Consider the following 21,567-nt stretch of genomic DNA (forward strand, 5'->3'; position numbering starts at 1 on the left):
ATGGTCCTTGCAGGCTCGGATGGATCGCTTCCTCACACCCCTCGCCCGCGCTAGCGGCTTTATTCTGCACCCCAGCGTAGTTCTAGAGCGACGCATTCGGTGTTCGGCGTCGAAACGCGGGAGGGAACTGGTGGTTGAGAGAACGGCAACAGACGGCGTGGGGGAGGCACGCGGAGAGCCACCAGTCCGCGGACGCGACAGCATGGGGGTTGTCCACCACTCGACGCGTTTTCTGCGGGCAGCCAGACGTCCGCCGACGCTCTACAACCGAGAAGGTGACCGCCATGCGACGTGGTTGGAACTGTTTTTCGACCTCGTGTACGTCGTCGCCGTCGCAGAACTCGGCGGCCTGCTCCACGAAAACCACTCGCTCACGGGTTTTCTCGGCTTTGCTGGCCTCTTCGTCATCGTCTGGTGGACGTGGCTCGGATTCTCAACCTACGCAGACCAGTTCGATACCGACGACATCGTCCACCGGGTCGGGATGGTCGCCGTCATGTTCGGCGTCATCGTCCTCACGGGGACGATTCCCAGCGCGCTTCACGGCGGGTCGTTCGCCTTCGCCCTCGCCTACCTGCTCTTGCGCACCCTCTACATCGGGATGTACTTTCGCGTGTGGCTCAACGTCCCCGAGTATCGGCAGTTCTCCGCGTTCGTCATTGGCTCGACCACACTCAGCGCAAGCGTCTGGGCGGTCTCGCTGTTCTTCCCAGAACCCACTCGCTTTGCAATTTGGGGCCTCTCGTTCGTCGTGAGCATCGTCTTGACCGTCCGAGGCTACCGTCGGCCTCGAAACCATCCCCCGACCCACCTCGCACTTCTCAGAACGGCTTGGCCTGTTTACCATCCTCGTGCTCGGTGAAACCGTCCTCGCCGTCGCCGTTGGCACCTCCGGCACCGACTGGGCCGTCGGCTCTGCGCTCACTGCAATCGCTGGCTTTCTCATCGCCGTCTCGTTCTGGTGGACCTACTTCCGCCACGTAGACGAGTGGTTCGTAGACCGGATGTACCGGACGAACTCGGGCGCGTGGTCGCGCGAGCGCGAAGTGTCGTTCGCCCACGTCATCGGCCACATCGTCGTGTTCATTGGCATCATCACGACCGGCGTCGGCATCGCACTCGCCATCGAAGCCGCAATCGAGAGTCACACACTCGAACCGAGCGCCACCGCCGCCGTCGCCGGTGGTGTCGCCATCTTCCTCCTCGGCACCAGCCTCGTCCACCGAACCACACCCGAACCACCCCACAACCACGTACTCGCCGTGCGATTGACTGCAACCGCTCTATTGATACTCGTGGCGTTTCTCGCGCCTGAAATCGGCCCGCTCACGCTTGTCGGGCTAGTCGCCGTGCTGTTGGTTGGATTGAGCGCCTTCGAGGGCTTTCGGGCGTATCTTCAAGAACAGGCGGTTGCGATGGAAACGTGACGCCGAGGGGGTGGACTTTCGGAACTGTGGTGCCGCCTCCCGGATATTGAACCACGCCGAGACGGTCGCCTCGTTTCACTCGGCGCTGCGACTCGTCTGGCTCAAATCCGCTCGGTTCGCAGTTACAGATCTCAACCGAGTTGCTCGGCGACGAGACGCCTCGCTGGAGGTGTTGAAATCAGAAAATGCCGCCTCCCGGATTTGAACCGGGGACAGCCCGATCTTCAGTCGAGTGCTCTCCCAGGCTGAGCTAAGGCGGCGCACGTCGCTTGTGTGCAATCGGACGGAGGGTGACGGCACAAAAAAGGATTTCGAAAGGCGGCGGCAGAGTCAGGGCAAAAACAGGTCGGCCACGTCGAACGTTGTTCCACAGTCTACGCACTCATAGTCAGTCCCGCCCGCGGATTTGACGTAGCCGCTGCACTTCGGACACGATTTTGCCATTGCACAGAATGGGGTGTGGTGGCACATATCGCTTCCGGCGACACCGGCGGTGAGGCCAAGTGCTTTCAGAACCGTGTGCCGTGTACTTCGTGGCATCAGTAACCACGCAGAAACATTCGCCCAGAATACTGTATTATCCAGTTACTAAATTGACAGACACGGCACCCGTCTCTCGCCTGTTCATTTCCGTTATGCGTCTGCCGTGGCTTCGAACACGGGCGAGTCGAGCCACCCGTCGAACTGCACACTGGCGGTGTTCGTCCCACGGCGCGCGGAGACGGCGTCACCGGAGCCGTCTGCTTCCGTGCCGCTCACGGGGTCGACGACCGTTCCTGCGGCACTTTCGTGCGAGGAGACGCCATCAGATGACCCCCAGTAGTTGTTCGTCGCATCGACCACGTCGCTGTCGTGGTTCACGACACCGTAGGCGTGGCTGTTGACGAGATCGTTCTCGTGAATCTCGACGAGTTCTGCGCCCTCGCCGCCCGCGCCACAGAGTGCCGTCTCGTGGATTTCGATGCCGATGTTGTTACTGGCAAATCGGTTGCGCTCAATGGTCATCGAATCACTGACCGAACGCACTTCGATGCCGTGGACGTTGTCGGTGAGGATGTTTCGCATCACGACGTGGTCGCCGCCGTTGAGCTGGATGCCCCCGCCCGCCATGTCTATGCCCTCGCCGCTTCCGACCAGCGTGTTCTCTTCTATGGTCTGGCCGGTTGCACTCGCGGTGATGGCAAACTCGGTCGCGCCGATGATGTGGTTGTCGTGGACGTTGTTGTTCGAACCAGTGACGGCAATCCCGGTTTCGACGTTCTTGATGCTGTTGTCTGCAACTACGTTGTTATCGCTCCGGATGAGAAACGCCGTGCTCTGGTAGATTCTGCCGTCCGTCCGGAAGGTGTTCCCGACGATGGTGTTCCCGGGGGCATCGGGCCGCACGTCGACCGTTCCCTCCACGAACACGTTGTTCTTGATGTCGTTGTCCGACGAATCGTCGACGACGAGCGTCTCCTGAGCGAGGTGGTTCTCGCTGAAGTCGTTTCCGACCACCGTGTTCTCGTCTGCGTTGTTGAGCACGATGCCGAACATACTGTGGGAGATGTCGTTGTTCCCAACCGTCACGTCCGTCGTGTTATCGAGGTAGATTGCTCCGGTCACGTCACCATGTTTGAGTGTGAGGTCCTGCACGGCCCCGCCATCGACGCCGTGGAGCTGGATGCCACCACTGCGCCGTTGGACCGAGAGGTTCTCAATGGTCACGTCGGTGAGCGTCCCCTCGCCCTCAACGAGGATTGCCGCACCCTGTGCCGGGCCGTCAATCGTGTACCCCGCCCCGTCGATGGACACGTCGCTCGCGGTCACCTGCATACACGCCTCGCGGCCCTCGTTCGAGATGTTTTGTCCAAGTCGGTACTCCCCACCGGCAGAAATCGTCTGACATTCGTCGATTGTAACGACCTCAGCCTGCGCGCCCCCGATCACGGTCCCACCCGCTGTTGTAGAAAGGAGGACGAGTAAAGTTCCAAACACTGCAGCCTGTGTTGACATAGCGGTGTAGGCACAACTCAGTGGCTGAGTGTGTTTATTATGAACGCGCTAAGGCGATAAAACAACAGAAATTGGGCAAAAACATCACTCAATCAACGTGTGAAACAACAGAAAATTCACCGCCACACCCTTTGAGCGTAGCGATTTCTCTCTTGAGTAGTAAACAGATGGGGGACCGCTGATGCAAGTGGGGGAGCATCAGCGACCCTGGGGGAAAGTGGACTCATTCGCTTACAAATGACTCCACACTGGATTTTGGGGGCCCTCCAGTTAGGCCACCTTACCATACCCTCTCCGAGGACATAATCTTTTACCTTGTCTATCACGAAAGTAAGAGTTAATTGTTAACACACAGGTTTGGGACAGATGTGCAGAACTTGTTTTTTGAGTGGGATTGGGCTGGTGTGTGTCGAATCGGGCGGATTCGAACCACGCGAACTTCACTCGCTTCGCTCGTTCGTTCCCTACTTCGAATCGGCCTCTCGGCACGAATTCGTGCTCGCTGTCGCTCGCACAGAATTAGTGGGCTCGGGCGGATTCGAACCACCGACCTCGGCCTTGTAAAGGCCACGTCATAACCAACTAGACCACGAGCCCGCACCCCAACCAAACCACTGCCCAAGAATAACAGTTACTTTCTCGTCCGGAACCCTTACCGGGTGGCCGCGCCTCCTCACAGCCATGGACCTCTCGGCTCGAACCCTCCTCAAAGGCCCAATCCCGTTTCTCATCATCGGGGTTGTCGCCCTTCTCGCGTTCAATTTCGGGCTCATCGGCCCACCCGCCCCGCCCGCAGACGGCGACTACAACTGGACGGAAGTGACGGTCACCGACGAAACCGGCCAGCAGCTCGGCGTCGTCACCGCCCGCATCGCAGATACGCCAGCCAAACGCTACACCGGACTCTCGAACACCACCTCGATGCCCGCAGATGAGGGAATGTTGTTCACCTACGACTCGGAGGGGGAACACACCTTTGTCATGCGGGATATGGACTTCCCGCTCGACATCATTTTCGTCGATGCGAACGGGACGATTACCAAAATCTACCACGCGCCCGTCCCACCTGAGGGAACCAACAACAGCGACCTCACGCGCTATCCCGGCACGGGGCAGTACATCCTTGAAGTGAACCGGGGCTGGACGACCGACCACGGCGTTTCGGTCGGTGATACGGTCACTGTCACTGAGTGACTGGGAATATCCTTTTCCGTCTCCCTCCCATGATTCAGGGCAATGGACGTCCCCGCAGACGAGGACGACCCCTTCGAAGCCCAGCGCGAACGCGTCGAGAACCCGATGTTGCGTCTGTTCACGCAGTACGGTAGTTCTAACAAACGCTCGTTTGCCGTCGGCCTTTTCGGAAGTGTTGTCGCTCGTGTTTTAGACCTCTTGCCCCCGCTCATCCTCGCCGTTGCCATCGACGCCATCTTCTTCCAGACGGCGTCGTTTAGCCTCTGGCTCGTCCCCGAGGCGTGGCTGCCGACCACCCGAACTGGCCAATTGTGGTTTTCGGCTGGGATCATCGGCGTCTCCTTCTTCGGCGGCGCTGGCTTCCACTGGCTCCGCAACTGGGGGTGGAACGACTTCGCCCAGAACATCCAGCACGCCATCCGCACAGACACCTACGACAAGATGCAGCGGCTGAACATGGACTTCTTCGCCGACAAACAGACCGGCGAGATGATGTCTATCCTCTCGAACGACGTCAACCGATTAGAGCGATTCTTGAACGACGGGATGAACTCCGCGTTCCGCCTCTCGGTGATGGTCGTCGGCATCGCCATCATCCTGTTTGCGATGAACTGGCAACTCGCCGTCATCGCGCTCGTTCCGGTGCCCGCAATCGCGTTTTTCACCTACAAGTTCGTCAACATCATCCAGCCGAAATACGCAGACGTGCGCTCGTCGGTCGGGAAAGTGAACTCACGGCTCGAAAACAATCTCGGTGGCATCCAAGTCATCAAGGCGAGCAACACCGAACCCTACGAATCCGACCGCGTCGATGACGTGTCGATGGACTACTTCGACGCCAACTGGGACGCCATCACGACGCGAATCAAGTTCTTCCCCGCGCTTCGCGTCCTCGCCGGCATCGGCTTCGTCATCACGTTCACCGTTGGCGGCCTCTGGGTGCTCAACGGCCCGCCGGGCCCGCTCTCTGGCACGCTGAGCGCAGGCCAATTCGTCGCGTTCATCATCTACACCCAGCGGTTCATCTGGCCGATGGCGCAGTTCGGCCAGATCATCAATATGTACCAGCGCGCTCGCGCCTCCAGCGCCCGCATCTTCGGGCTGATGGACGAACCCGCGCGCATCGAACAGGCACCCGACGCCATCGACCTCAACGTCGAAGACGGCAGCGTCGCCTACGACCACGTCACCTTTGGCTACGGCGAGGACACCATCCTCGAAGACGTGTCCGTGGACGTGGCGGGCGGCGAAACCCTCGCACTCGTCGGCCCAACCGGTGCAGGCAAATCGACCTTCCTCAAACTCCTCCTCCGGATGTACGACGTAGACGAGGGAGCCATCACGGTGGACGACACCGACATCCGCGACGTGACCCTCTCCAGTCTCCGCAACTCGATTGGCTACGTCAGTCAGGACACGTTCCTGTTCTACGGGACTGTCATGGAGAACATCGCCTACGGCACCTTCGACGCGACTGACGAGGAAATAATCGAAGCCGCGAAAGCCGCAGAAGCCCACGACTTCATCCAGAACCTCTCGGAGGGCTACAATACGATGGTCGGCGAACGCGGCGTGAAACTCTCGGGCGGCCAACGCCAGCGCATCGCCATCGCCCGTGCCATCCTCCGCGACCCGGACATCCTCATCTTAGACGAGGCAACGAGCGACGTGGACACCGAGACGGAGATGCTCATCCAGCGCAGCCTCGACAAACTCACCGCAGACCGGACGACGTTCGCCATCGCCCACCGCCTCTCGACCATCAAGGACGCAGACCAAATCGTGGTGCTCGAAGCCGGGAAAATCGTCGAACGCGGCACCCACGACGACCTGCTCGCCGCGGACGGCCTCTACGCCCACCTCTGGGGCGTCCAAGCCGGTGAAATCGACTCACTCCCCGAGGAGTTCATCGAGCGCGCCGCCCGCAGACAGGCGCGAACCGAATCCACAGACTGACACATTAAGGTCAGGCAGGCACATGGGTCTGCCATGTACCTCGCCGAGGAATCGTGGACGGACGCGGACGCCCTCGACACGTCGCTCGCATTGCTCCCCGTCGGAAGCACCGAACAGCACGGGCCACACGCCCCGCTCGGAACCGACATCCTCACCGCAGAAGCCGTCGCCGCCGCCGGACACGACGCCTACGACGATGAGGTGGTCGTCGCCCCGACCATCCCCGTCGGTATCGCCGAAGAACACCGCCAGTTCACGGGCACGCTCTGGGTCTCAGACGACACCTTCCGCCAGTACGTGCGCGAAACCGTCCAGAGCCTCGCCTCTCACGGGTGGGATCGCGTCGTCATTGTGAACGGCCATGGCGGCAACATCAACGCGCTCGCAGAAATCTGCCAGACCATCACCCGCCACGACGACGCTTTCGCCGTCCCCTTCACGTGGTTCACCGGAAACAGCGAGATGGGCCACGGCGGGCCGCTCGAAACCGCCCTGCTCCGCCACACGAACCCCGACCTCGTCCACGAAAACCGCATCGAGGAGGCCCGCGAGGGCGCAGCAGAGCGGTGGGGCGACTGGACGAGTCGCGTAAACCTCGCGGTGGATTCGGCTGAGTTCACGGAAAACGGCGTGGTCGGCGACCCGAGTGCAGGCGACGCAAAACGCGGCGAGGCGCTGCTCGCGGACGCTGGCACGGCGCTTGCAAAGCTGTTAGAGGCAGTCAGCGAGCGAGACGTGTCGCGGCCCGCCCACCGATAGTTATTCTTCCTCTTCTTCGTCTTCTTCCTCGTCGTCAGCCTCGGCTTCCTCGCCCATCGCTTCGAGCGATTTGCGGAGCTTTGGAATCGTCGAGGTGAGGCCGCCGACTTTCTCGTGGGCGTCTTCGATGTCCTCGATGAGTTCGGTGAGTTCCTCGATTTGCTCTTCTAAGTCGTCTGCGTCCTCGAAGGCGTCGGCACGCACGCCCATCGTGTACCACTTTTTGGCGTTACGCAGGTGTTCTTCTGCGTCGCCGGGGTTCAGCGCAGAGCGCAGGGAGTTGAGCACGCCGAGGGTGTTCTCGGCTTCCACGTCCCACACGTCGTCTGCGGCGGGGAGCGACTCGTATGCTTGCTGGAGATGCGACTCGACGTCGGCCCGCATTTCGCTTGCCGCTTCGCCGAACAGTTCGTCATCGTTGAGCGTCGCTTGACTCATAGCACGGTATTCGTTGGCATTCCTTTTATACTATTGCCCGAAACTGAAAGTGAAAATCGCGTGCAGGCTGGGGGTTTCACTCGACATCGACGACGCGCATCATTGGATAGCCGTCTTCCATCGCCATACGCGTGTGCACGGTGACACCCTCGTAGGCGATGCGCATCTCCACATCCATGAACTTGCCCGTGAGTTCGGTGTAGCCGTGATCGATGGCCGCTTCGAGGTCGTCTTTGCGGATGTCGACCGTCACGTCCTCGCAGTGAGGCTGGTTCAAGATAGCTTCCTCCATCGCGCGTGCGAGGCTGTCTGCGCTCTCGGGGCTGATTGGGGTGCCCGCGAACTGGTGGTACAGCGTGCCGAACTTGATGCCCGCCTCGAAACAGGCCGTCTCTGCGTCGGTCGGTTCCATAGCTGTGTCTCGACGTGCGAGCAGTTTACCTCTTCGTGTGCCACTGCGCGATAACCAATCACGCAACTCCTTTACGCCCCCAACTCCTTTTCCGACCATGGACTACGAAGCCAGCTTAGATCGGGCCATGGAGTCTGTGCCCGACTTCCGGGGCAGCGAAGACCGACTTCGCGTGCCAGACGCGCAGGCGCAAAAAGACGGGGCATTCACCCGCCTGACAAACCTGAATGCGATTGCGGACGCCCTTTCGCGCAAGCCAGAACACCTCCACAGCGCCATCCAGCGCGAGTTCGGTACCAACGGCCAAATCGACGAGAACTGGGCGCGTTACAACGGGTCGTTTTCGGCCTCTGACTTCGAGGCAGCCATCGAGAGCTACATGGAAGAGTTCGTCATCTGCTCTGAGTGTGGCCTCCCCGACACCCGCCTGACGATGGAAGGACGCACGCAGATGCTCCGCTGTGAGGCCTGTGGTGCCTTCCGTCCGGTCGCAAAGCGCACGAAGACTACCACGACGCAGAATCGTGCCGTCTTAGAAGAGGGCAAGACGTACGAAGTCAAAATCACCGACACCGGCCGCAAGGGCGACGGTGTCGCTGAGAAAGGCAAGTACACCATCTTCGTCCCCGGCGCACAGGAGGGTGACGTGGTGAACATCTACATCGAAAACATCTCCGGCACGCTGGCGTTCGCGCGGCTCGCCTAATCTGCAGACGGCTTTTCTGAATCGCACGTTACTTACTGTCCCCGCCCGGAGATGCATCTGAATGGACGACCCGGTCTTACTCACGGGCGCTGCGGGCCGCGTCGGCACGGCCATCCTGGGCGGCATTGCCGACAAGTACGAGTGGCGACTCCTCGACCGCGAACCCCCTACCGGCGAGGTTGACCACGAGTACGTCGTCGCCGACATCACGGATGAAGAGGCTATCCGCGAGGCAGTCGAGGGCGTCGGCGCAATCATCCATCTCGCGGGCGACCCCCGCCCCGAGGCTCCTTGGGACAGCGTCTTACAGAACAACATCGACGGCACACAGACAATCCTCGAAGCGGCCGTGGACGCGGGCGTAGAGAAGTTCGCCTTCGCCTCCTCGAACCACGCGGTCGGCGCATTCGAGACCGACGAGCGAAAACCCGACATCTACCGCACCCACGACGAGTTCCGCCTCGACGGGACGGAACTCCCCCGTCCGAGCAACCTCTACGGCGTCAGCAAGGCCTCTGGCGAGGTGCTCGGCCGGTACTATCACGACCACTACGACATCGACGTGGTGTGCGTGCGCATCGGCAATCTCACCAAAGACCACCCGCCAATCGACTACGAGCGTGGGCAGGCGATGTGGCTCTCGTACCGTGACTGTGCGCACCTGTTCGACCGGTGTGTCGAGGCCGACTACGACTACGAAATCGTCTACGGTATCTCCGACAACGACCGAAAATACTACTCCATCGAGCGCGCGAAAGAGGTGCTCGGCTACGACCCACAGGACAACTCCGCGCACTTCGACGACTAATCGAACAGGCCTTCGACGTCGCGTACTTTTGCGTTCCGCTGGGCGACGTGCTGGCTGAGCCGCTCGAACACGAGAGGCCGATTCGTCTCGTTTGCAGCGAAGTCCATGACGAGCGTGATGAACTGATTCGTCTCGTTTTTCTCGATTGCTTCGCTCGCGTAGGCGACGGCCTGTGCGACGATGTCGTCATCGTACCCCAACTCGTCGGCCAGGATACGAGCGGCGATGGCGGCGGCGGGGAAGTCGAGGTGGTGGAGCTGACACGGCTCCCCGTCGTAGGTCACCACCAACGGCGCATCGAGGTCGATGCTTCTCGGTGACGTCTCTAATTTTGCAAGATAGGCTCGAACCTCCCCGACGTTCACGCGGCGGTAGTCTGCAGGGAGGGCCGTGAGATACTCGCGTGCGCTTGCGACCAGCCCCGCCATTCCCTCCCAGTTCTCGCGTGTGGCGTGGTGAACGGCGGCGGTGAATTGAATCAGCCCGTGGAGCAGGCGCTCGTCGTCGCTGCCGGGTTCGAGTTCGAGCCATTCGTCCTCCCAGGCGTCGTGGGCGGCGTGGAACTCGCCTGCGTTGTAGATGGCGATGCCTGCTCTGAGGCTGTCATCCATACGCAAAAGACGCGAGCGAGACGGAAAAGTGTCGCTACTGACCCGCGTGCCCGGCTGCGATTAAGGGACGGTCGGTTTGCTCATCGAGCGTCGCCAGAATTTCGTCTATCGTCACGGGTGCACCTTCGTAGGCACACGGTGCAACCCCTACGAGGTCGTCGTCGTGATACTCTGCAAGCACCATGAGTGGGAGGACGATGCTCGTGTACTGGTCGCCCGTGATGGTTGAATCAATTTCTTGGACTTCGAACACCGACGACAGCGACCGGTCGTTTTGCGCTGCCCACTGCTCTAACTCCGCGATTTTTTCGAGCACCTGCTTGCCCGTGTCGGTGCGGGCGGCTTCGGTGGTGGCACACACTTCCTTGCCCCAGACTTCGATGGTGTAGTCGTCGATGGCGGCGGCGTCTTTGAGGTTCTTTAACTGCGCGATAACGCGGTCTTGTTGCTCGCGTGCGACACCGGGTGCGAGCGAGCGGACGTATAATTCGAGTCGCGTCTCTGATTGGTTGGTCATATCCCCTTCCCCGTGGCCGGGAGTAGGCACTTCCGTTACAAATAGATGTGTGGCCTCTGCCCAGACATTCAGACTTTGCAACATTGGCGTGATACTACTTCCAATCGGGCGCGCTGCAGGCGATTTGCCGGGTCATCGTCACGCCGAGTGGGCAGCCAGAGTCGCCCGGTCGTTCGCGATTAACGCTACTATAGCAATGTGCTGGGCGAGAGAATCTACTTCAGACACCGCATGGCAACCCAACCATCTCGTACCCTCTCACAGGAGGGCTTTGGCTTCCGCATGGACTCGCTCACTTGGCTTCACTGGGCCACCGCCGCCCTCGCCGCGATAACCGGTCTCGTCCACGTCTACATCTACACGCTCAACGGAACGCTGCCGTTCCTGTTCGGGGGAATCATCTTCTTCGCCGCGATTCTCGCCATGTTCCTGAACATCTATCGCCGCCTCGTCTACGCAATCGGCATCCCCTTCGTCGCCGGACAAATCGCCATCTGGCTACTTGCTGGAATGCCGTACTTAACCATTGGCGTGTTCGATAAGGCCGTCCAAGTGCTCCTCCTCGTCGCGCTTGGGTACCTACTCTATACGCGGGATTCGGCGGTTTCGAGTTGAACGGCAGCCAATGAAAATTGGCGACTATGTCTCGGATGTTGAAATGAAGCGTCCTGACGGAGTCTCACACGCCAGTGTGAGGCACGTGAGAATTGCGTTCTCACGGAAATTTGAACTCGGTCGCTATCGCTCCCTGCTCAAATCTCCGTGTACTCGTTTTTTCAGAACTGACGACTCGCTCCGCTCCTCGGTGTTGTGCTCGACAGAAACGTCCTGACGGAGATTTGAACTCCGGTCCCTGGCTCCGCAAGCCAGGAGGATAGTCCACTACCCTATCAGGACTCATCTACACGTACCCCCGGCGGAGTTAAAGGGGTTACGATTCTCGCCCTTCTCCCGTCCGTCGATTTCGCGGGTGTGACTCACTCGCGCGCCCGGTTGTCCGATAGGTGAAAGAGCCGTTTGAACCTACCAAACGACCTTTATTACATGCGGATTACGAGCTGGTATGAACCGGCGAACATTCCTCACGGCCGTCGCGGTTGGCGGCGTTGCAGGGGTTGCAGGTTGTGTAAGTTCGACGAATCCCGGAACTGGTGGCGAGACGACGACCGACGACTCGCCGACCGAACAGTCACCCACGCTCACGAACAAGTCGTTCACGGTGGTGTCTGAAGACTGTGGCAACGAGGTGAGCGAGGCATCTGTTTCGTTTCAGCCAGACCAGTCACAGGTGCAGGTCTCGGGCACCATCTTCGGCCCGAGCGCGTGTTATACCGGGAAACTTGATTCCGCAACCTACGACGGCGAGTCCGATACTCTGAACATCCACGTCGTTACCGAGCAACCGGACGAGGACGCGATGTGCGCCCAGTGCATTCAGGAGATTCAGTACCAAGCGTCGATTGGCTTCGAAAATGGGTTGCCGGAAACTGTGGTCGTGACCCACACCACGGGCGGCGAAGACCACGAAGTCGCCCGCGCATCGCAGTCGGCGTAGGTTCAAGACAGAAGGCGGCACAAGTGTGCGTCATGCATCCGAACTGTGACCAAACGAAATCGGCAGACGAGAGGCGTCTACTCGGCCAACGACAACGCTTAAGCGCGGCCATAACTTGGTGAATTGTACGATTATGGGCGATATTGAGGACATCTATGGGGACCTTGAGGCCGACGTCTCAGAGGAGGAGTTTCGAGAAGCAGTGGCTGCAAAGGTCGAGCAGATGGGCGGGCTTGCAGACGAGGAAACGGCAGCCATGCTCATCGCGCACGAACTCGCGGACGGCGAGGTCGAGGGCATCGCGGACATCAAGCCCGGCCAAGACGAGGTCAAGTTCCTCGCGAAGGTCATGAAAATCGGGGACCTGCGCACCTTCGAGCGCGACGGCGAGGACGAAGACGGCCGCGTCATCAACGTCGAAGTCGCAGACGAAACCGGGAGCATCCGCATCAGCTTCTGGGACGAGCAGGCAGAGGCCATCGCGAGCGACCAGCTCGAAGTCGGCACCGTGTTGCGCATCAAAGGCCGTCCGAAAGAGGGCTTCAACGGCGTCGAAGTCAGCGTCGACCAAGCAGAACCCGACGACGAGGTCGATATCGACGTTGAGGTGCTCGACACCCATACCATCGAGAAACTCTCACTCGGCCTCTCCGACGTGAACCTGCAGGGTAAAGTGCTCGACACCGGCACCGTCCGCACGTTCTCGCGCGACGATGGCTCCGAGGGACGCGTCTCGAACCTCACGCTTGGCGACCCGACCGGCCGTATCCGCATCACGCTCTGGGACGAGCAAGCCAATCGCGCCGAAGAACTCAGCGCTGGCGTGTCGGTCGAAATCGTCGATGGCTACGTCCGCGAGCGCGACGGCAGCTTAGAACTCCACGTCGGCAGCCGCGGCAAGGTCGAAGAAATCGACGAAGACATTGAGTACGTCCCCGAGTCCACGCCAATCGCTGACCTCGAAATCGGCATGAACGCGGACATCGGCGGTGTCGTTCGGTCTGCGGACCCAAAGCGCACGTTCGACCGCGACGACGGCTCCGAGGGGCAGGTTCGAAACATCCGCGTCCAGGATTCGACCGGCGACATCCGCGTCGCACTCTGGGGCGACAAAGCAGATTACGAGATTGGCCCCGGCGACGAGGTTCACCTCGCGGACGTGGAAATCAAAGACGGTTGGCAAGAGGACATGGAGGCCTCGGCTGGCTGGCGGACGACCATCTCAGTCACACAAGACACCGACCGCGAGGTCGAAACCAGCTCTTTAGACGACGCCAAAGACACGGGCCTCTCTGCGTTCGCAAACGGTAACAAACCCGACACTGACGACGGCGAGTCTGACGACACAGACGGCGAAACGGTCGAGTTCACCGGGACGGTCGTCCAAGCCGGGAACCCGGTCGTCCTCGACGATGGCAAAGAGACGATGAGCGTCGAAACCTCCCAGACCGTCCAGCTCGGCCAAGAGATTACAGTTCGTGGCCAATTGCAAGACGGCCGTCTCAACGCCACAGACATCTTCTAAGCGACGCAACGCCCTGTAGCGTGACCGACGGAAACTCTTATGGGGCACTCAAACCCCTTCTGTGGTATGAGTGTAGAGCTACCGTTCGCCCCGGTAGACACCATCATACGCCGCAATGCTGGCTCCCTTCGCGTGAGCGCTGACGCCGCAGAAGAGCTTGCGCGCCGGATTCAAGGACACGGCGCGATGCTCGCGATTGACGCGGCAGAGCACGCGACGGCGGATGGTCGAAAAACCCTGATGGCACAGGATTTTGGTGTCGAACAGGCCATCGATAAGGATTCGCTGACCCTGCCGATTGCGCCCGTAGACCGCATTGCACGCCTCCGCATCGACAACAAATATCGCGTGGCGATGGACGCGCGCATCGCGCTTGCCGACATCCTCGAAGACTACGCAGAGAACATCGCGCTCGCCGCCGCGACGCTCGCCCGCCACGCAAACCGCCGCACCATCAAGGCAGAAGACATCCAGACCTATTTCGAACTCTTTGAATGAAATTTGGCTACAGCGAGGTCTGTCTGGACCACGACACGGGGGTTCGCCATCCCGAGAGTCCAGACCGTCTCCGCGCGATTCGCCGCGGGCTCGCAAAACAACACGGCGTCTCGTACATCGAGGCTGACCCCGCCTCAGAAGCCACCGTCCGCGCCGTCCACGACGACGACTACATAGACCGCGTCAAGCAGTTTTGTGCCGATGGCGGCGGCGAGTGGGACCCCGACACCATCGCCGTCGAAGCGACGTGGGACGCCGCCCTCGAGAGCGCCGGCCTCGCAGAATGGTCCGCGCGCGCCGCCCTCAACGGCGAAGACGGCCGGAACACGCCGTTCTCGATTGGCCGCCCACCGGGTCACCACGCCGTCTACGACAACGCGATGGGCTTTTGTTTCATCAACAACGCCGCCGTCGCCGCCCAGGCGGCACTCGACAGCGGTGACGCCTCCCGGGTGGCTATCTTCGACTGGGACGTCCACCACGGCAACGGCACCCAGGACATCTTCTACGACCGCGGCGATGTCCACTACTCGTCGTTTCACGAAGCCGGATTGTACCCCGGCACTGGCGAAGTCGAAGAAGTCGGTGAAGGCGACGGGAAGGGCATGACCCTCAACGCTCCGCTTCCGTCTGGAAGCGGCGATGCAGAGTACGCCGGTGCATTCGAGCAACTGCTCGTCCCCGCCCTCACCGAGTTCGAACCAGACCTACTGCTCGTGAGTGCGGGATTCGACGCCCACGAACACGACCCCATCTCCCGAATGCGCGTCTCGACGGAAGGCTACGGCGTGCTCACCGACCGGGTTCGAACGCTTGCCTCTGATTTGGATGCCGCACTCGGTTTCGTCCTCGAAGGTGGCTACGGGCTCGACACGCTCGCAGAAAGCATCACGATGGTACACGAGGTGTTCGACGGGCGCGAACCGGTCGAACCCGAGGGCGACGCGTCAGAGCGCGCCCAACTCATCATCGACCAGGCCGTGAAAGCTCACGGTCTTGGCGAGAAGTAGCGCGCAAGCACTTCGCCAAACTCGGCGGCGAGCGTGGCCACCTCGTCGCCAACGAGCACGTCGTACTCCTGTTCTATGTGTCGTTGGACGCTTGCCCCAAGGGCCACGTCGAAGAGCGCGTCACTCTCTAGAAACGCTTTCGCCGTCGTAAACTCCCGGTCGCGTTCGACGACGTAGCGGTCGCCGTCTACGAACGGCCCGAACACGGCTGGGTCGTCTGCGTACTTCTCGAAGAAGCCCGCTGCGTGCGCTTTGACGTGGACGGGTGGGCCTTCGTGGCGTTCGACAGCGGGTCGGGTTGCGACTTCGAGTTCAACGAACAACACTGCCGTGTCGGCTGCGAACGTGGCCGACCGGAGGACGTCGAATCCGCGGCGGTTCAACTCGCTGGCCATGCCGTCTACAGACTTGCGTAGCTGTGGATAGAGTTGGTCTTCGACGATATCTGGCGTCTCGAAACGGACGGCGACCGGGACGGTTTCGCGGTGCTCGATGGCCGTTCGAACCTGGTCTTCCGTGAACGGGTCGGGCGCGGTGGCGACGAACAACGCTTCGCTCGGGTCAGCAAGGAACGCCCGAGCATAGTGTTGGAGGCGGGCGACGTTGTCGGGCGAGACGGCCGCCGCGACGTTGCGAAGTGGGTCGGTCGGGTCGATGACGACGAGCGGGTCGGTGAAACTCCGGTGGCCGTGGCTCTCGGGGTCGAATTTCACCGGCGGCTTCCAGTCGGCGGCCGCTTCGAGCAACGCGAGTAAACTCCCGTATTCGAGAATCAAGAGCTCGGTGAGATACCCGGAGAAGCCCTCCGTCCGCAAATCGCTGCCGTAGACGCCGATGCCCTTCAGAAACTGTTTTGCAAGGCGCACGTCGCCCGCGAGTTCTGGCGTCAGGTGGTCGTTGAGATACGCGGTGTGAAACGGCGTTCGGTCAACGGCCGACTTGATATCAGACGCCGTCGGCACGTCGTAACACGGAACGAGGTCGACGCTGAAGCCGTTGAACTCACCTTTCGTGTAGGGATGTTCTGCGTACTCCTCGTGGCCGTCCGGGAGCACCTCCGAGCCAATCTGAAGCCCCAGTCGTTCGAGCTTCTCGCGGGGGAGGTCGGCAGGGAAACGGACGAACACGTCGATGTCTCGGTCGCCACTAATCCACGTCCCGCGGGCGGTGCTCCCGACGAGGACGGTGTCGGCCTCGACGGCGAGGTCGTCGATGGCGTCCTGCGTGCGGTCGAGGAGTGCGTCGGCTGCAGCCCGAAGCCGGGTCTGTTCGTCTGCGTCGGGTTCGACCCACTCCCGGACGCCCTTGAACACCCGCTCGTATTCGTCTCGCTCGGTCATTGAAATGGATTGACGGCGGGGTAGTGAAAGCGTGTCGATGCGAGGGAAAAAACGAAAGCCATATCATGCAACTCCCACTACCAGAAAACGCAGTCGTAAGCCGTCGTAGCTCAGATGGTAGAGCACCTCGCTGTTAAGGTTCGCAGTTCTTCTGTGGGCCGCAGACACGAGGTGGTCCCAGGTTCGAGCCCTGGCGACGGCGCTTCTTCAACTCTCAACCCGTGAGGAACTCCTGTTCCGAACACTACAGAGAGTTGCTTTTGAAAAATTCGACACGGGGTTTCAACTCTCGTGGTTACAACCAATCCTGCCATCGCAAGCGATAGTCTAAATACGCAGACGAGAAAATTGGCCAACAGAGGGCCCTTAGCTTAGTCTGGTTAAAGCGCCCGGCTCATAACCGGGTGAGCGCTGGTTCAAATCCTGCAGGGCCCATGATTCTTCCGCGAACACTGTGAGCGGAGAATCATCTATCCCGAAGGATTTGCAGTAAGGAGCGAACGCAGTGAGCGACTGGGGTTCAAATCCTGCAGAGCCCATCAATTTTGCAACGACGGTGAGGCGAACATTGTTCTCGGATTACCCGTTCAAACCTTCACCCGTTCGTCTAGTCCTTGCGTCCGCTGGTTTCGTTACGTGCACGCTGAATGGCTGCAACGCGTTCGTCACGGCGCAAGATTGCTTCGGCGAGTGATTCTTCGTAGGTGTGGAAGCCAGCGCCAGAAGCGACACCGGTAGCGCCCGTTGCAATGCGGTCTTCGAACACGGGCCCGGCTTCAGTGGCAGTGGATAGCTCTGGGTACAGGTTATTGGCAATATCGCGGAACAGGTCTACTCCAGAGAGATCTGCGGTCTCGAACGGGCCAACGGCGGCGGTTCTGAGGGCGTAGCCATCTCGTACCGCACGCTCTACGTCATCGAGCGAGGCGACCCCTTCTGCGACCAGATGGGTGCACTCTCGGAGAACCGCGAACTGGATTCGGTTCCAGACGAAGCCGGGAACGTCCCGCTCGACGACGATTGGGTCGCGTCCGACTGCTTCAACGTAGTCCACTGTTCGAGCGACGGTTTCAGCGGCTGTCTGCTCGCCTCGAACAACCTCGACGAGCGGGAGCAAGTAGGGTGGGTTCCACCAGTGGCAGCCGACAAGTCGCTCGGGATTGGGAACGAACTCACCGAGTTCGGTAATTGGAATCCCGGATGTGTTGGACGCGAGAATTGTATCGTCGGGCGTGGCTGAGGCGACGGTTTCAAGCACCTCCCGCTTGACCTCGCGACTTTCGGATACCGTCTCCAACACGAGGTCTGCGTCGGCAACGCCAGTGGCTGTCTCAAGTGTGTAGTCAATCAATTCACGGATGGTCGCGTGGTCTCCTGCCAACAAGTCCTCTTTTTGCAGGAAGGTGAGTGCATCCGTGACCGACTCGCGGGCCGTGTCGAGATTCGATTGCCGATGGTCGATGAGCGTTGTCGACGTCCCATGACGTGCGAATTGAACCGCGAGCCCAGCGCCCATATTGCCCGCACCAACGATTGCCACGTGTGACGGTGGATTTGCCATGCCACTCACTGTCGCAGACGGACGATAAAGATACGGGTGAACCGTAGTACTGCGGGTTGGTGTTCGTGAAATTCTGGCTTGGTATGAGCCACCGGAGAGAACCCGATTTGCCCGGTCAGCTTATGTCTTCGACAAGTTCGACAACGTAGCCGTCGGGGCCTTCTATGAATGAGACGCGGGCGTCTGCCACGTCCACGGTCAGTGGGCCGTCGATGACCGCACAACCGGTCTCATCTACCATTCGCGCTGTTTCGGCGTCAACGTCGTCGACGGCAACCGCGATGTGGTCGATGGTCTCGCGATCCGTGGAAGGCGTGGCGTGGTCTGGGGCATAGCGGAATTGGATTTCCCCATGTTCGCCTCCGATATAGACGTTCTCGATGCCGTCGAGTGTGAACGACCAGTTCTCTTCGAGCCCGAGTGCGTCTACGAAGAAGGCTCGTGTTTCTTCGAGGTCAGAAACCCAGATTGCTGTGTGGATAACGTCCATTTCCTTCGATTACCATTGGCGGGCTTAAAACTCAGTATACCAGTAGGAACTGCCTCGCTGGGATGGCTATCCTAGGTATGGGTGCAACCGGTTTACGTGAATAACATACCTCCATTCGTCCGGTGAGAGACCGTCGGAGGGCTTCGCATACGCTTTTTTGCCATGCTGTTCCACTCCCCGTATGGAACTCGTTTCGGTCGCCGCCCTCGCAGAGAACCGCGTCATCGGGAAGGATGGCGAGATTCCGTGGGAGAGCATCCCCGAAGACAAACAGCAGTATCGAGCCCGCATCGCAGCCCATCCCATCATCCTCGGGCGCAAGACGTTCGACTCGATGCGCGAGGACTTGCCGGGCACGGCCCAAATCGTGTTGAGCCGAAGCGAGCGCGAGTTCGATGTCGAAACAGCTCACCACGCGTTCACGGTCGAGGAAGCCATCGACATCGCAGAATCGCTCGGTGACGAGACGGTGTACGTCATCGGCGGCGGGAAAATCTACGAGCTGTTCCAACCCCACCTCAACCGGATGGTGCTGAGCCACGTACCCGGCGAGTACGAGGGCGATGCGTACTATCCCGAGTGGGACGAAGACGAGTGGACGCTCGAATCTGAGACGGCGTACGATGACTTCACGCTCCAAGAGTGGGTTCGAGTGTAGTCGCGTCCCGTCCGCGCAGTCACCTGCACTCAGGTGGGCGGCCACTCGGTCAGTTCGACGGTGGATGCAGGCGTGCTTGAAGCTCCTCGGTGAGCGAAACGAGCCGCGGCGTCCAGCGGTTGAGTACCGTGCCGTCCATGACGTGAACTCGGTCTTTCTGGACGGCAGAGAGCGACTCCCAGCCGGGTCGGTTCGTCAGTTCACCCAACCGTGAACGGGTTTCGGCTGGCTCGAAGCTACAGGGTGCGACGATGAGCACGTCCGGGTCGTACTCGCGTATCTTCGCCCAGTCTACGGTGACGCTTCGGTCGCCGGAGGCTGCGAGCCCGTATTCACCGCCAGCAGCCGCGACGATTTCTGGCACCCAGTTCGCCGCGACGTGGAGCGGTTCCATCCACTCGATGACGACGACCCGCGGTCGGCTGTCTGGCGCTGACGCTGCAATCTCTGCAAGCCGCCGCTGGCACTGGCTGACCACCTCGATTGCTCTCGCTTCGGTTCCCGTCTCTCTGCCGACCTGTGCCACACACTCGAACACGTCGGAGAGGGTACTCGCGCTGAGGCCGAGGACGGTGGCTGCAGACTCATCGAGCGTGTCGCGGACGACCGTTTCGTCGACGGCACAGACGCCACACACCGACTGGCTGAGGATGAGGTCTGGGTTACAGGCTTCGAGCAGTTGTTCGTCTAGCTCGTACACGCCGCCGCCGCGTCGTGCGGTGGCGACCGAGTCGTGTCGTGCGGCACTCGATTCGCCCGTCACCCGCGAGCGGTCGATGATCGGCACGGACTCGACTTGCTTGGGAAAATCACAAGCGTGGGAGACGGCGACCGGCTCGATGCCGAGCGCGTAGCAAATCTCGGTTCCAGAGGGCGACGTCGAAACCACTCTCGGTTCAGCGGTCGGCTCGTCCGGAAAGAGCGCGTCGCTCATCTCCGCCCTCGACGGAACAGTGCGCCAACTGAGAGCACTGCGAGCGCGGCAAACGCACTCACGAACCCAAATCCGGGGCCGGAGGTTTCGGTCGTTTCCGTGGCCGTCGTTGTGGCCTGCGTTGTGTTCGATTGCTCAGTGGCCGCCGTGGTCGTGTTCACCGCCGACTCGGCGCTCGCGTTCGCCTTGGCTTCGGCGTAGGTGTCTGGATGGAGCGTTTCAGCAAGCGTCGACACCGCTCTGACGGTGCGTGGAGCCGGGCGATTCAGATATTCGAGTTGAATCACGACGACGTTGCCTTCTTTCACCGCGATCGTCTGGTTGTAGGCGTCGGTTTTCGGGACGTCTGGCGTGTCCGTGTTCCGAATAATCCAGTCGGGGTTCGCGCCGACGATGAACTCCGGATTCACCACCTGATAGCCTTCGATTCCGGCTTCTGCGGCCACGTTTCTGCCGCCTGCGCGCTCGATTATCGTGTTGATGAAGGTGTCTTTCCCGGCGGTGTAACCGTAGAAACTGTAGAGCACTTTTGGCCGGTCTTCGCCTTCGGTCGCCGCGTCAACAATCGAGAGGTTCTGTTGCATCGTCGCCACCGTGTCCGCGGCACCGTCACAGGCGCCGACGAGTCGACCCACGTTCGTCACCTTCTGTTCGATGTCAGCGAGCGTTTCTGCACGGTGAATGTGGTACACCGTCACGTCGGCGGCGCGCAGGGCCCGAATCGTGTCCTTCGAGGTCGCGTTCGGGGCGAGCACGAGGTCGGGTTCGAGGCCAACGACCGTCTCGATGTTGACGATGCTCTCGCTGGTCGAGACGTTCGTGCGGGTTTCTGCACCGTTGAGGTTCGCCGCGTACTTGGTGAGGCCAACGACTTTCTCGCGCTCGCCAATCTCCCACATCGTCTGGGCGGCACTCGGGCTGAGCGTGACGACGCGCTCCGGTTCTGCAGAGAGCGTCACGTCCGTCCCGGTTGCATCGGTGACTGTCACCGGGAAGCTACATTCGTCGGCGGTCATCGCGCCCGGATTCGTGGTTTGCCCCGTCACACCGGCTGGAACCAGCGTCACGGTCACGAGAAGCGCGAGGGCAACGGTTGTCGCAAAGCGTTCGTTCACGAGTACGCCGTCGTGCGTAATACAATAAAACTTTATCTAATGAAATTGAATTTGTTCA

At 60.6% G+C, this 21,567-nt stretch carries 23 protein-coding genes and 5 tRNA genes; 15 read left to right on the forward strand and 13 right to left on the reverse strand.

From position 1 onward, the window contains the following. Positions 1-130 precede the first annotated feature (130 nt). Both V5N13_RS11095 and V5N13_RS11100 read left to right on the forward strand, forming a co-directional pair. Positions 131-862, forward strand: coding sequence for a low temperature requirement protein A (locus tag V5N13_RS11095; RefSeq protein WP_336360803.1), 732 nt, complete (start codon positions 131-133; stop codon positions 860-862). Next, positions 852-1,427, forward strand: coding sequence for a low temperature requirement protein A (locus V5N13_RS11100; protein WP_336360804.1), 576 nt, complete (start codon positions 852-854; stop codon positions 1,425-1,427). The genes V5N13_RS11095 and V5N13_RS11100 overlap by 11 nt, the downstream gene beginning before the upstream one ends. A 186-nt stretch (positions 1,428-1,613) precedes the next feature. On the opposite strand, the gene V5N13_RS11105 is transcribed toward V5N13_RS11100, so the two are convergent. From V5N13_RS11105 to V5N13_RS11115, 3 genes are all read right to left on the reverse strand, one after another. Then, positions 1,614-1,687, reverse strand: a tRNA-Phe gene (locus tag V5N13_RS11105). Positions 1,688-2,060: 373 nt separating this feature from the next. Continuing rightward, on the reverse strand, positions 2,061-3,422 hold the full coding sequence (locus tag V5N13_RS11110) for a right-handed parallel beta-helix repeat-containing protein (protein WP_336360805.1): 1,362 nt from the start codon (positions 3,420-3,422) through the stop codon (positions 2,061-2,063). A 523-nt stretch (positions 3,423-3,945) separates the two neighbouring features. Next, a tRNA-Val gene (locus V5N13_RS11115) sits at positions 3,946-4,019 on the reverse strand. A gap of 84 nt (positions 4,020-4,103) precedes the next feature. Between V5N13_RS11115 and V5N13_RS11120 the strand changes: the two genes are divergently transcribed. The 3 genes from V5N13_RS11120 to V5N13_RS11130 are packed head-to-tail and all read left to right on the forward strand — an operon-like array spanning position 4,104 to position 7,331. Further along, a complete protein-coding gene (locus V5N13_RS11120; protein WP_336360806.1) occupies positions 4,104-4,616 on the forward strand; it encodes a DUF192 domain-containing protein in 513 nt (170 codons plus the stop codon). Between the two features lie 42 nt (positions 4,617-4,658). Beyond that, a complete protein-coding gene (locus V5N13_RS11125; RefSeq protein ID WP_336360807.1) occupies positions 4,659-6,572 on the forward strand; it encodes an ABC transporter ATP-binding protein in 1,914 nt (637 codons plus the stop codon). A gap of 33 nt (positions 6,573-6,605) precedes the next feature. Beyond that, positions 6,606-7,331 carry a creatininase family protein gene (locus V5N13_RS11130; protein ID WP_336360808.1) on the forward strand — a complete coding sequence of 242 codons (726 nt, stop codon included), beginning with the start codon at positions 6,606-6,608 and terminating at the stop codon, positions 7,329-7,331. Here V5N13_RS11130 and V5N13_RS11135 read toward each other — a convergent pair whose 3' ends face one another. Both V5N13_RS11135 and V5N13_RS11140 read right to left on the reverse strand, forming a co-directional pair. Beyond that, the gene (locus V5N13_RS11135) at positions 7,332-7,769 is read right to left on the reverse strand and encodes a DUF5790 family protein (protein ID WP_336360809.1); all 438 of its coding nucleotides are present in this window, start codon (positions 7,767-7,769) and stop codon (positions 7,332-7,334) included. A 76-nt stretch (positions 7,770-7,845) separates the two neighbouring features. Then, positions 7,846-8,181 (reverse strand): dihydroneopterin aldolase family protein, encoded by a 336-nt coding sequence (locus tag V5N13_RS11140; protein ID WP_336360810.1) that lies wholly within the window; start codon positions 8,179-8,181, stop codon positions 7,846-7,848. A gap of 97 nt (positions 8,182-8,278) precedes the next feature. On the opposite strand from V5N13_RS11140, the gene V5N13_RS11145 reads away from it, so the two are divergent. Then, positions 8,279-8,887: a translation initiation factor IF-2 subunit beta gene (locus V5N13_RS11145; protein ID WP_332897989.1), complete on the forward strand. Its 609-nt coding sequence runs from the start codon at positions 8,279-8,281 to the stop codon at positions 8,885-8,887. Between the two features lie 61 nt (positions 8,888-8,948). Further along, positions 8,949-9,695 (forward strand): NAD-dependent glucose-6-phosphate dehydrogenase Azf, encoded by a 747-nt coding sequence (gene azf, locus V5N13_RS11150; protein ID WP_336360811.1) that lies wholly within the window; start codon positions 8,949-8,951, stop codon positions 9,693-9,695. Here azf and V5N13_RS11155 read toward each other — a convergent pair. Beyond that, a complete protein-coding gene (locus V5N13_RS11155; protein WP_336360812.1) occupies positions 9,692-10,306 on the reverse strand; it encodes a DUF309 domain-containing protein in 615 nt (204 codons plus the stop codon). The genes azf and V5N13_RS11155 overlap by 4 nt on opposite strands. Positions 10,307-10,340: 34 nt before the next feature. Continuing rightward, positions 10,341-10,823 carry an HTH domain-containing protein gene (locus tag V5N13_RS11160; protein ID WP_336360813.1) on the reverse strand — a complete coding sequence of 161 codons (483 nt, stop codon included), beginning with the start codon at positions 10,821-10,823 and terminating at the stop codon, positions 10,341-10,343. Positions 10,824-11,054: 231 nt separating this feature from the next. Between V5N13_RS11160 and V5N13_RS11165 the strand changes: the two genes are divergently transcribed. After that, complete coding sequence (locus V5N13_RS11165) at positions 11,055-11,438, forward strand: hypothetical protein (RefSeq protein ID WP_336360814.1); 384 nt, start codon at positions 11,055-11,057, stop codon at positions 11,436-11,438. 209 nt (positions 11,439-11,647) lie between these two features. Here V5N13_RS11165 and V5N13_RS11170 read toward each other — a convergent pair. After that, positions 11,648-11,720, reverse strand: a tRNA-Arg gene (locus V5N13_RS11170). 166 nt (positions 11,721-11,886) lie between these two features. On the opposite strand from V5N13_RS11170, the gene V5N13_RS11175 reads away from it, so the two are divergent. The 4 genes from V5N13_RS11175 (at position 11,887) to V5N13_RS11190 (ending at position 15,411) form a co-directional block, all read left to right on the forward strand. After that, positions 11,887-12,378 (forward strand): twin-arginine translocation signal domain-containing protein, encoded by a 492-nt coding sequence (locus V5N13_RS11175; protein WP_336360815.1) that lies wholly within the window; start codon positions 11,887-11,889, stop codon positions 12,376-12,378. Between the two features lie 133 nt (positions 12,379-12,511). Beyond that, positions 12,512-13,903, forward strand: coding sequence for a single-stranded DNA binding protein (locus V5N13_RS11180; RefSeq protein ID WP_336360816.1), 1,392 nt, complete (start codon positions 12,512-12,514; stop codon positions 13,901-13,903). 66 nt (positions 13,904-13,969) lie between these two features. Next, complete coding sequence (locus V5N13_RS11185; RefSeq protein WP_332897996.1) at positions 13,970-14,401, forward strand: histone family protein; 432 nt, start codon at positions 13,970-13,972, stop codon at positions 14,399-14,401. Beyond that, positions 14,398-15,411 carry a histone deacetylase family protein gene (locus V5N13_RS11190; RefSeq protein ID WP_336360817.1) on the forward strand — a complete coding sequence of 338 codons (1,014 nt, stop codon included), beginning with the start codon at positions 14,398-14,400 and terminating at the stop codon, positions 15,409-15,411. The genes V5N13_RS11185 and V5N13_RS11190 overlap by 4 nt, the downstream gene beginning before the upstream one ends. Here the strand turns inward: V5N13_RS11190 and cca are convergent. Further along, positions 15,390-16,751 (reverse strand): CCA tRNA nucleotidyltransferase, encoded by a 1,362-nt coding sequence (cca, locus tag V5N13_RS11195; RefSeq protein WP_336360818.1) that lies wholly within the window; start codon positions 16,749-16,751, stop codon positions 15,390-15,392. The two genes, V5N13_RS11190 and cca, sit on opposite strands and share 22 nt — an antisense overlap. Positions 16,752-16,850: 99 nt before the next feature. Between cca and V5N13_RS11200 the strand changes: the two genes are divergently transcribed. Continuing rightward, positions 16,851-16,953 (forward strand) — tRNA-Asn (locus V5N13_RS11200). 158 nt (positions 16,954-17,111) lie between these two features. Then, a tRNA-Ile gene (locus tag V5N13_RS11205) sits at positions 17,112-17,186 on the forward strand. A 172-nt stretch (positions 17,187-17,358) separates the two neighbouring features. Here the strand turns inward: V5N13_RS11205 and V5N13_RS11210 are convergent. Next, positions 17,359-18,312 carry a 3-hydroxyacyl-CoA dehydrogenase family protein gene (locus tag V5N13_RS11210; RefSeq protein ID WP_336360819.1) on the reverse strand — a complete coding sequence of 318 codons (954 nt, stop codon included), beginning with the start codon at positions 18,310-18,312 and terminating at the stop codon, positions 17,359-17,361. 115 nt (positions 18,313-18,427) lie between these two features. Further along, entirely contained in the window at positions 18,428-18,802 is a 375-nt protein-coding gene (locus V5N13_RS11215; RefSeq protein WP_336360820.1) for a VOC family protein, read from the reverse strand. A 181-nt stretch (positions 18,803-18,983) separates the two neighbouring features. Here V5N13_RS11215 and V5N13_RS11220 point away from each other — a divergent pair, with 181 nt between their 5' ends. After that, positions 18,984-19,460 (forward strand): dihydrofolate reductase, encoded by a 477-nt coding sequence (locus V5N13_RS11220; RefSeq protein ID WP_336360821.1) that lies wholly within the window; start codon positions 18,984-18,986, stop codon positions 19,458-19,460. 49 nt (positions 19,461-19,509) lie between these two features. On the opposite strand, the gene V5N13_RS11225 is transcribed toward V5N13_RS11220, so the two are convergent. Together V5N13_RS11225 and V5N13_RS11230 are read right to left on the reverse strand one after the other, a co-directional pair. Continuing rightward, the gene (locus tag V5N13_RS11225) at positions 19,510-20,394 is read right to left on the reverse strand and encodes an ABC transporter substrate-binding protein (protein WP_336360822.1); all 885 of its coding nucleotides are present in this window, start codon (positions 20,392-20,394) and stop codon (positions 19,510-19,512) included. Beyond that, on the reverse strand, positions 20,391-21,509 hold the full coding sequence (locus V5N13_RS11230; protein WP_336360823.1) for a PGF-CTERM-anchored ABC transporter substrate-binding protein: 1,119 nt from the start codon (positions 21,507-21,509) through the stop codon (positions 20,391-20,393). Before V5N13_RS11230 ends, V5N13_RS11225 begins: the two co-directional genes overlap by 4 nt. Positions 21,510-21,567 lie beyond the last annotated feature (58 nt).

The sequence above is a fragment of the Haladaptatus sp. ZSTT2 genome (genome assembly GCF_037081775.1).
Classification (GTDB): Archaea; Halobacteriota; Halobacteria; order Halobacteriales; family Halococcaceae; genus QDMS2.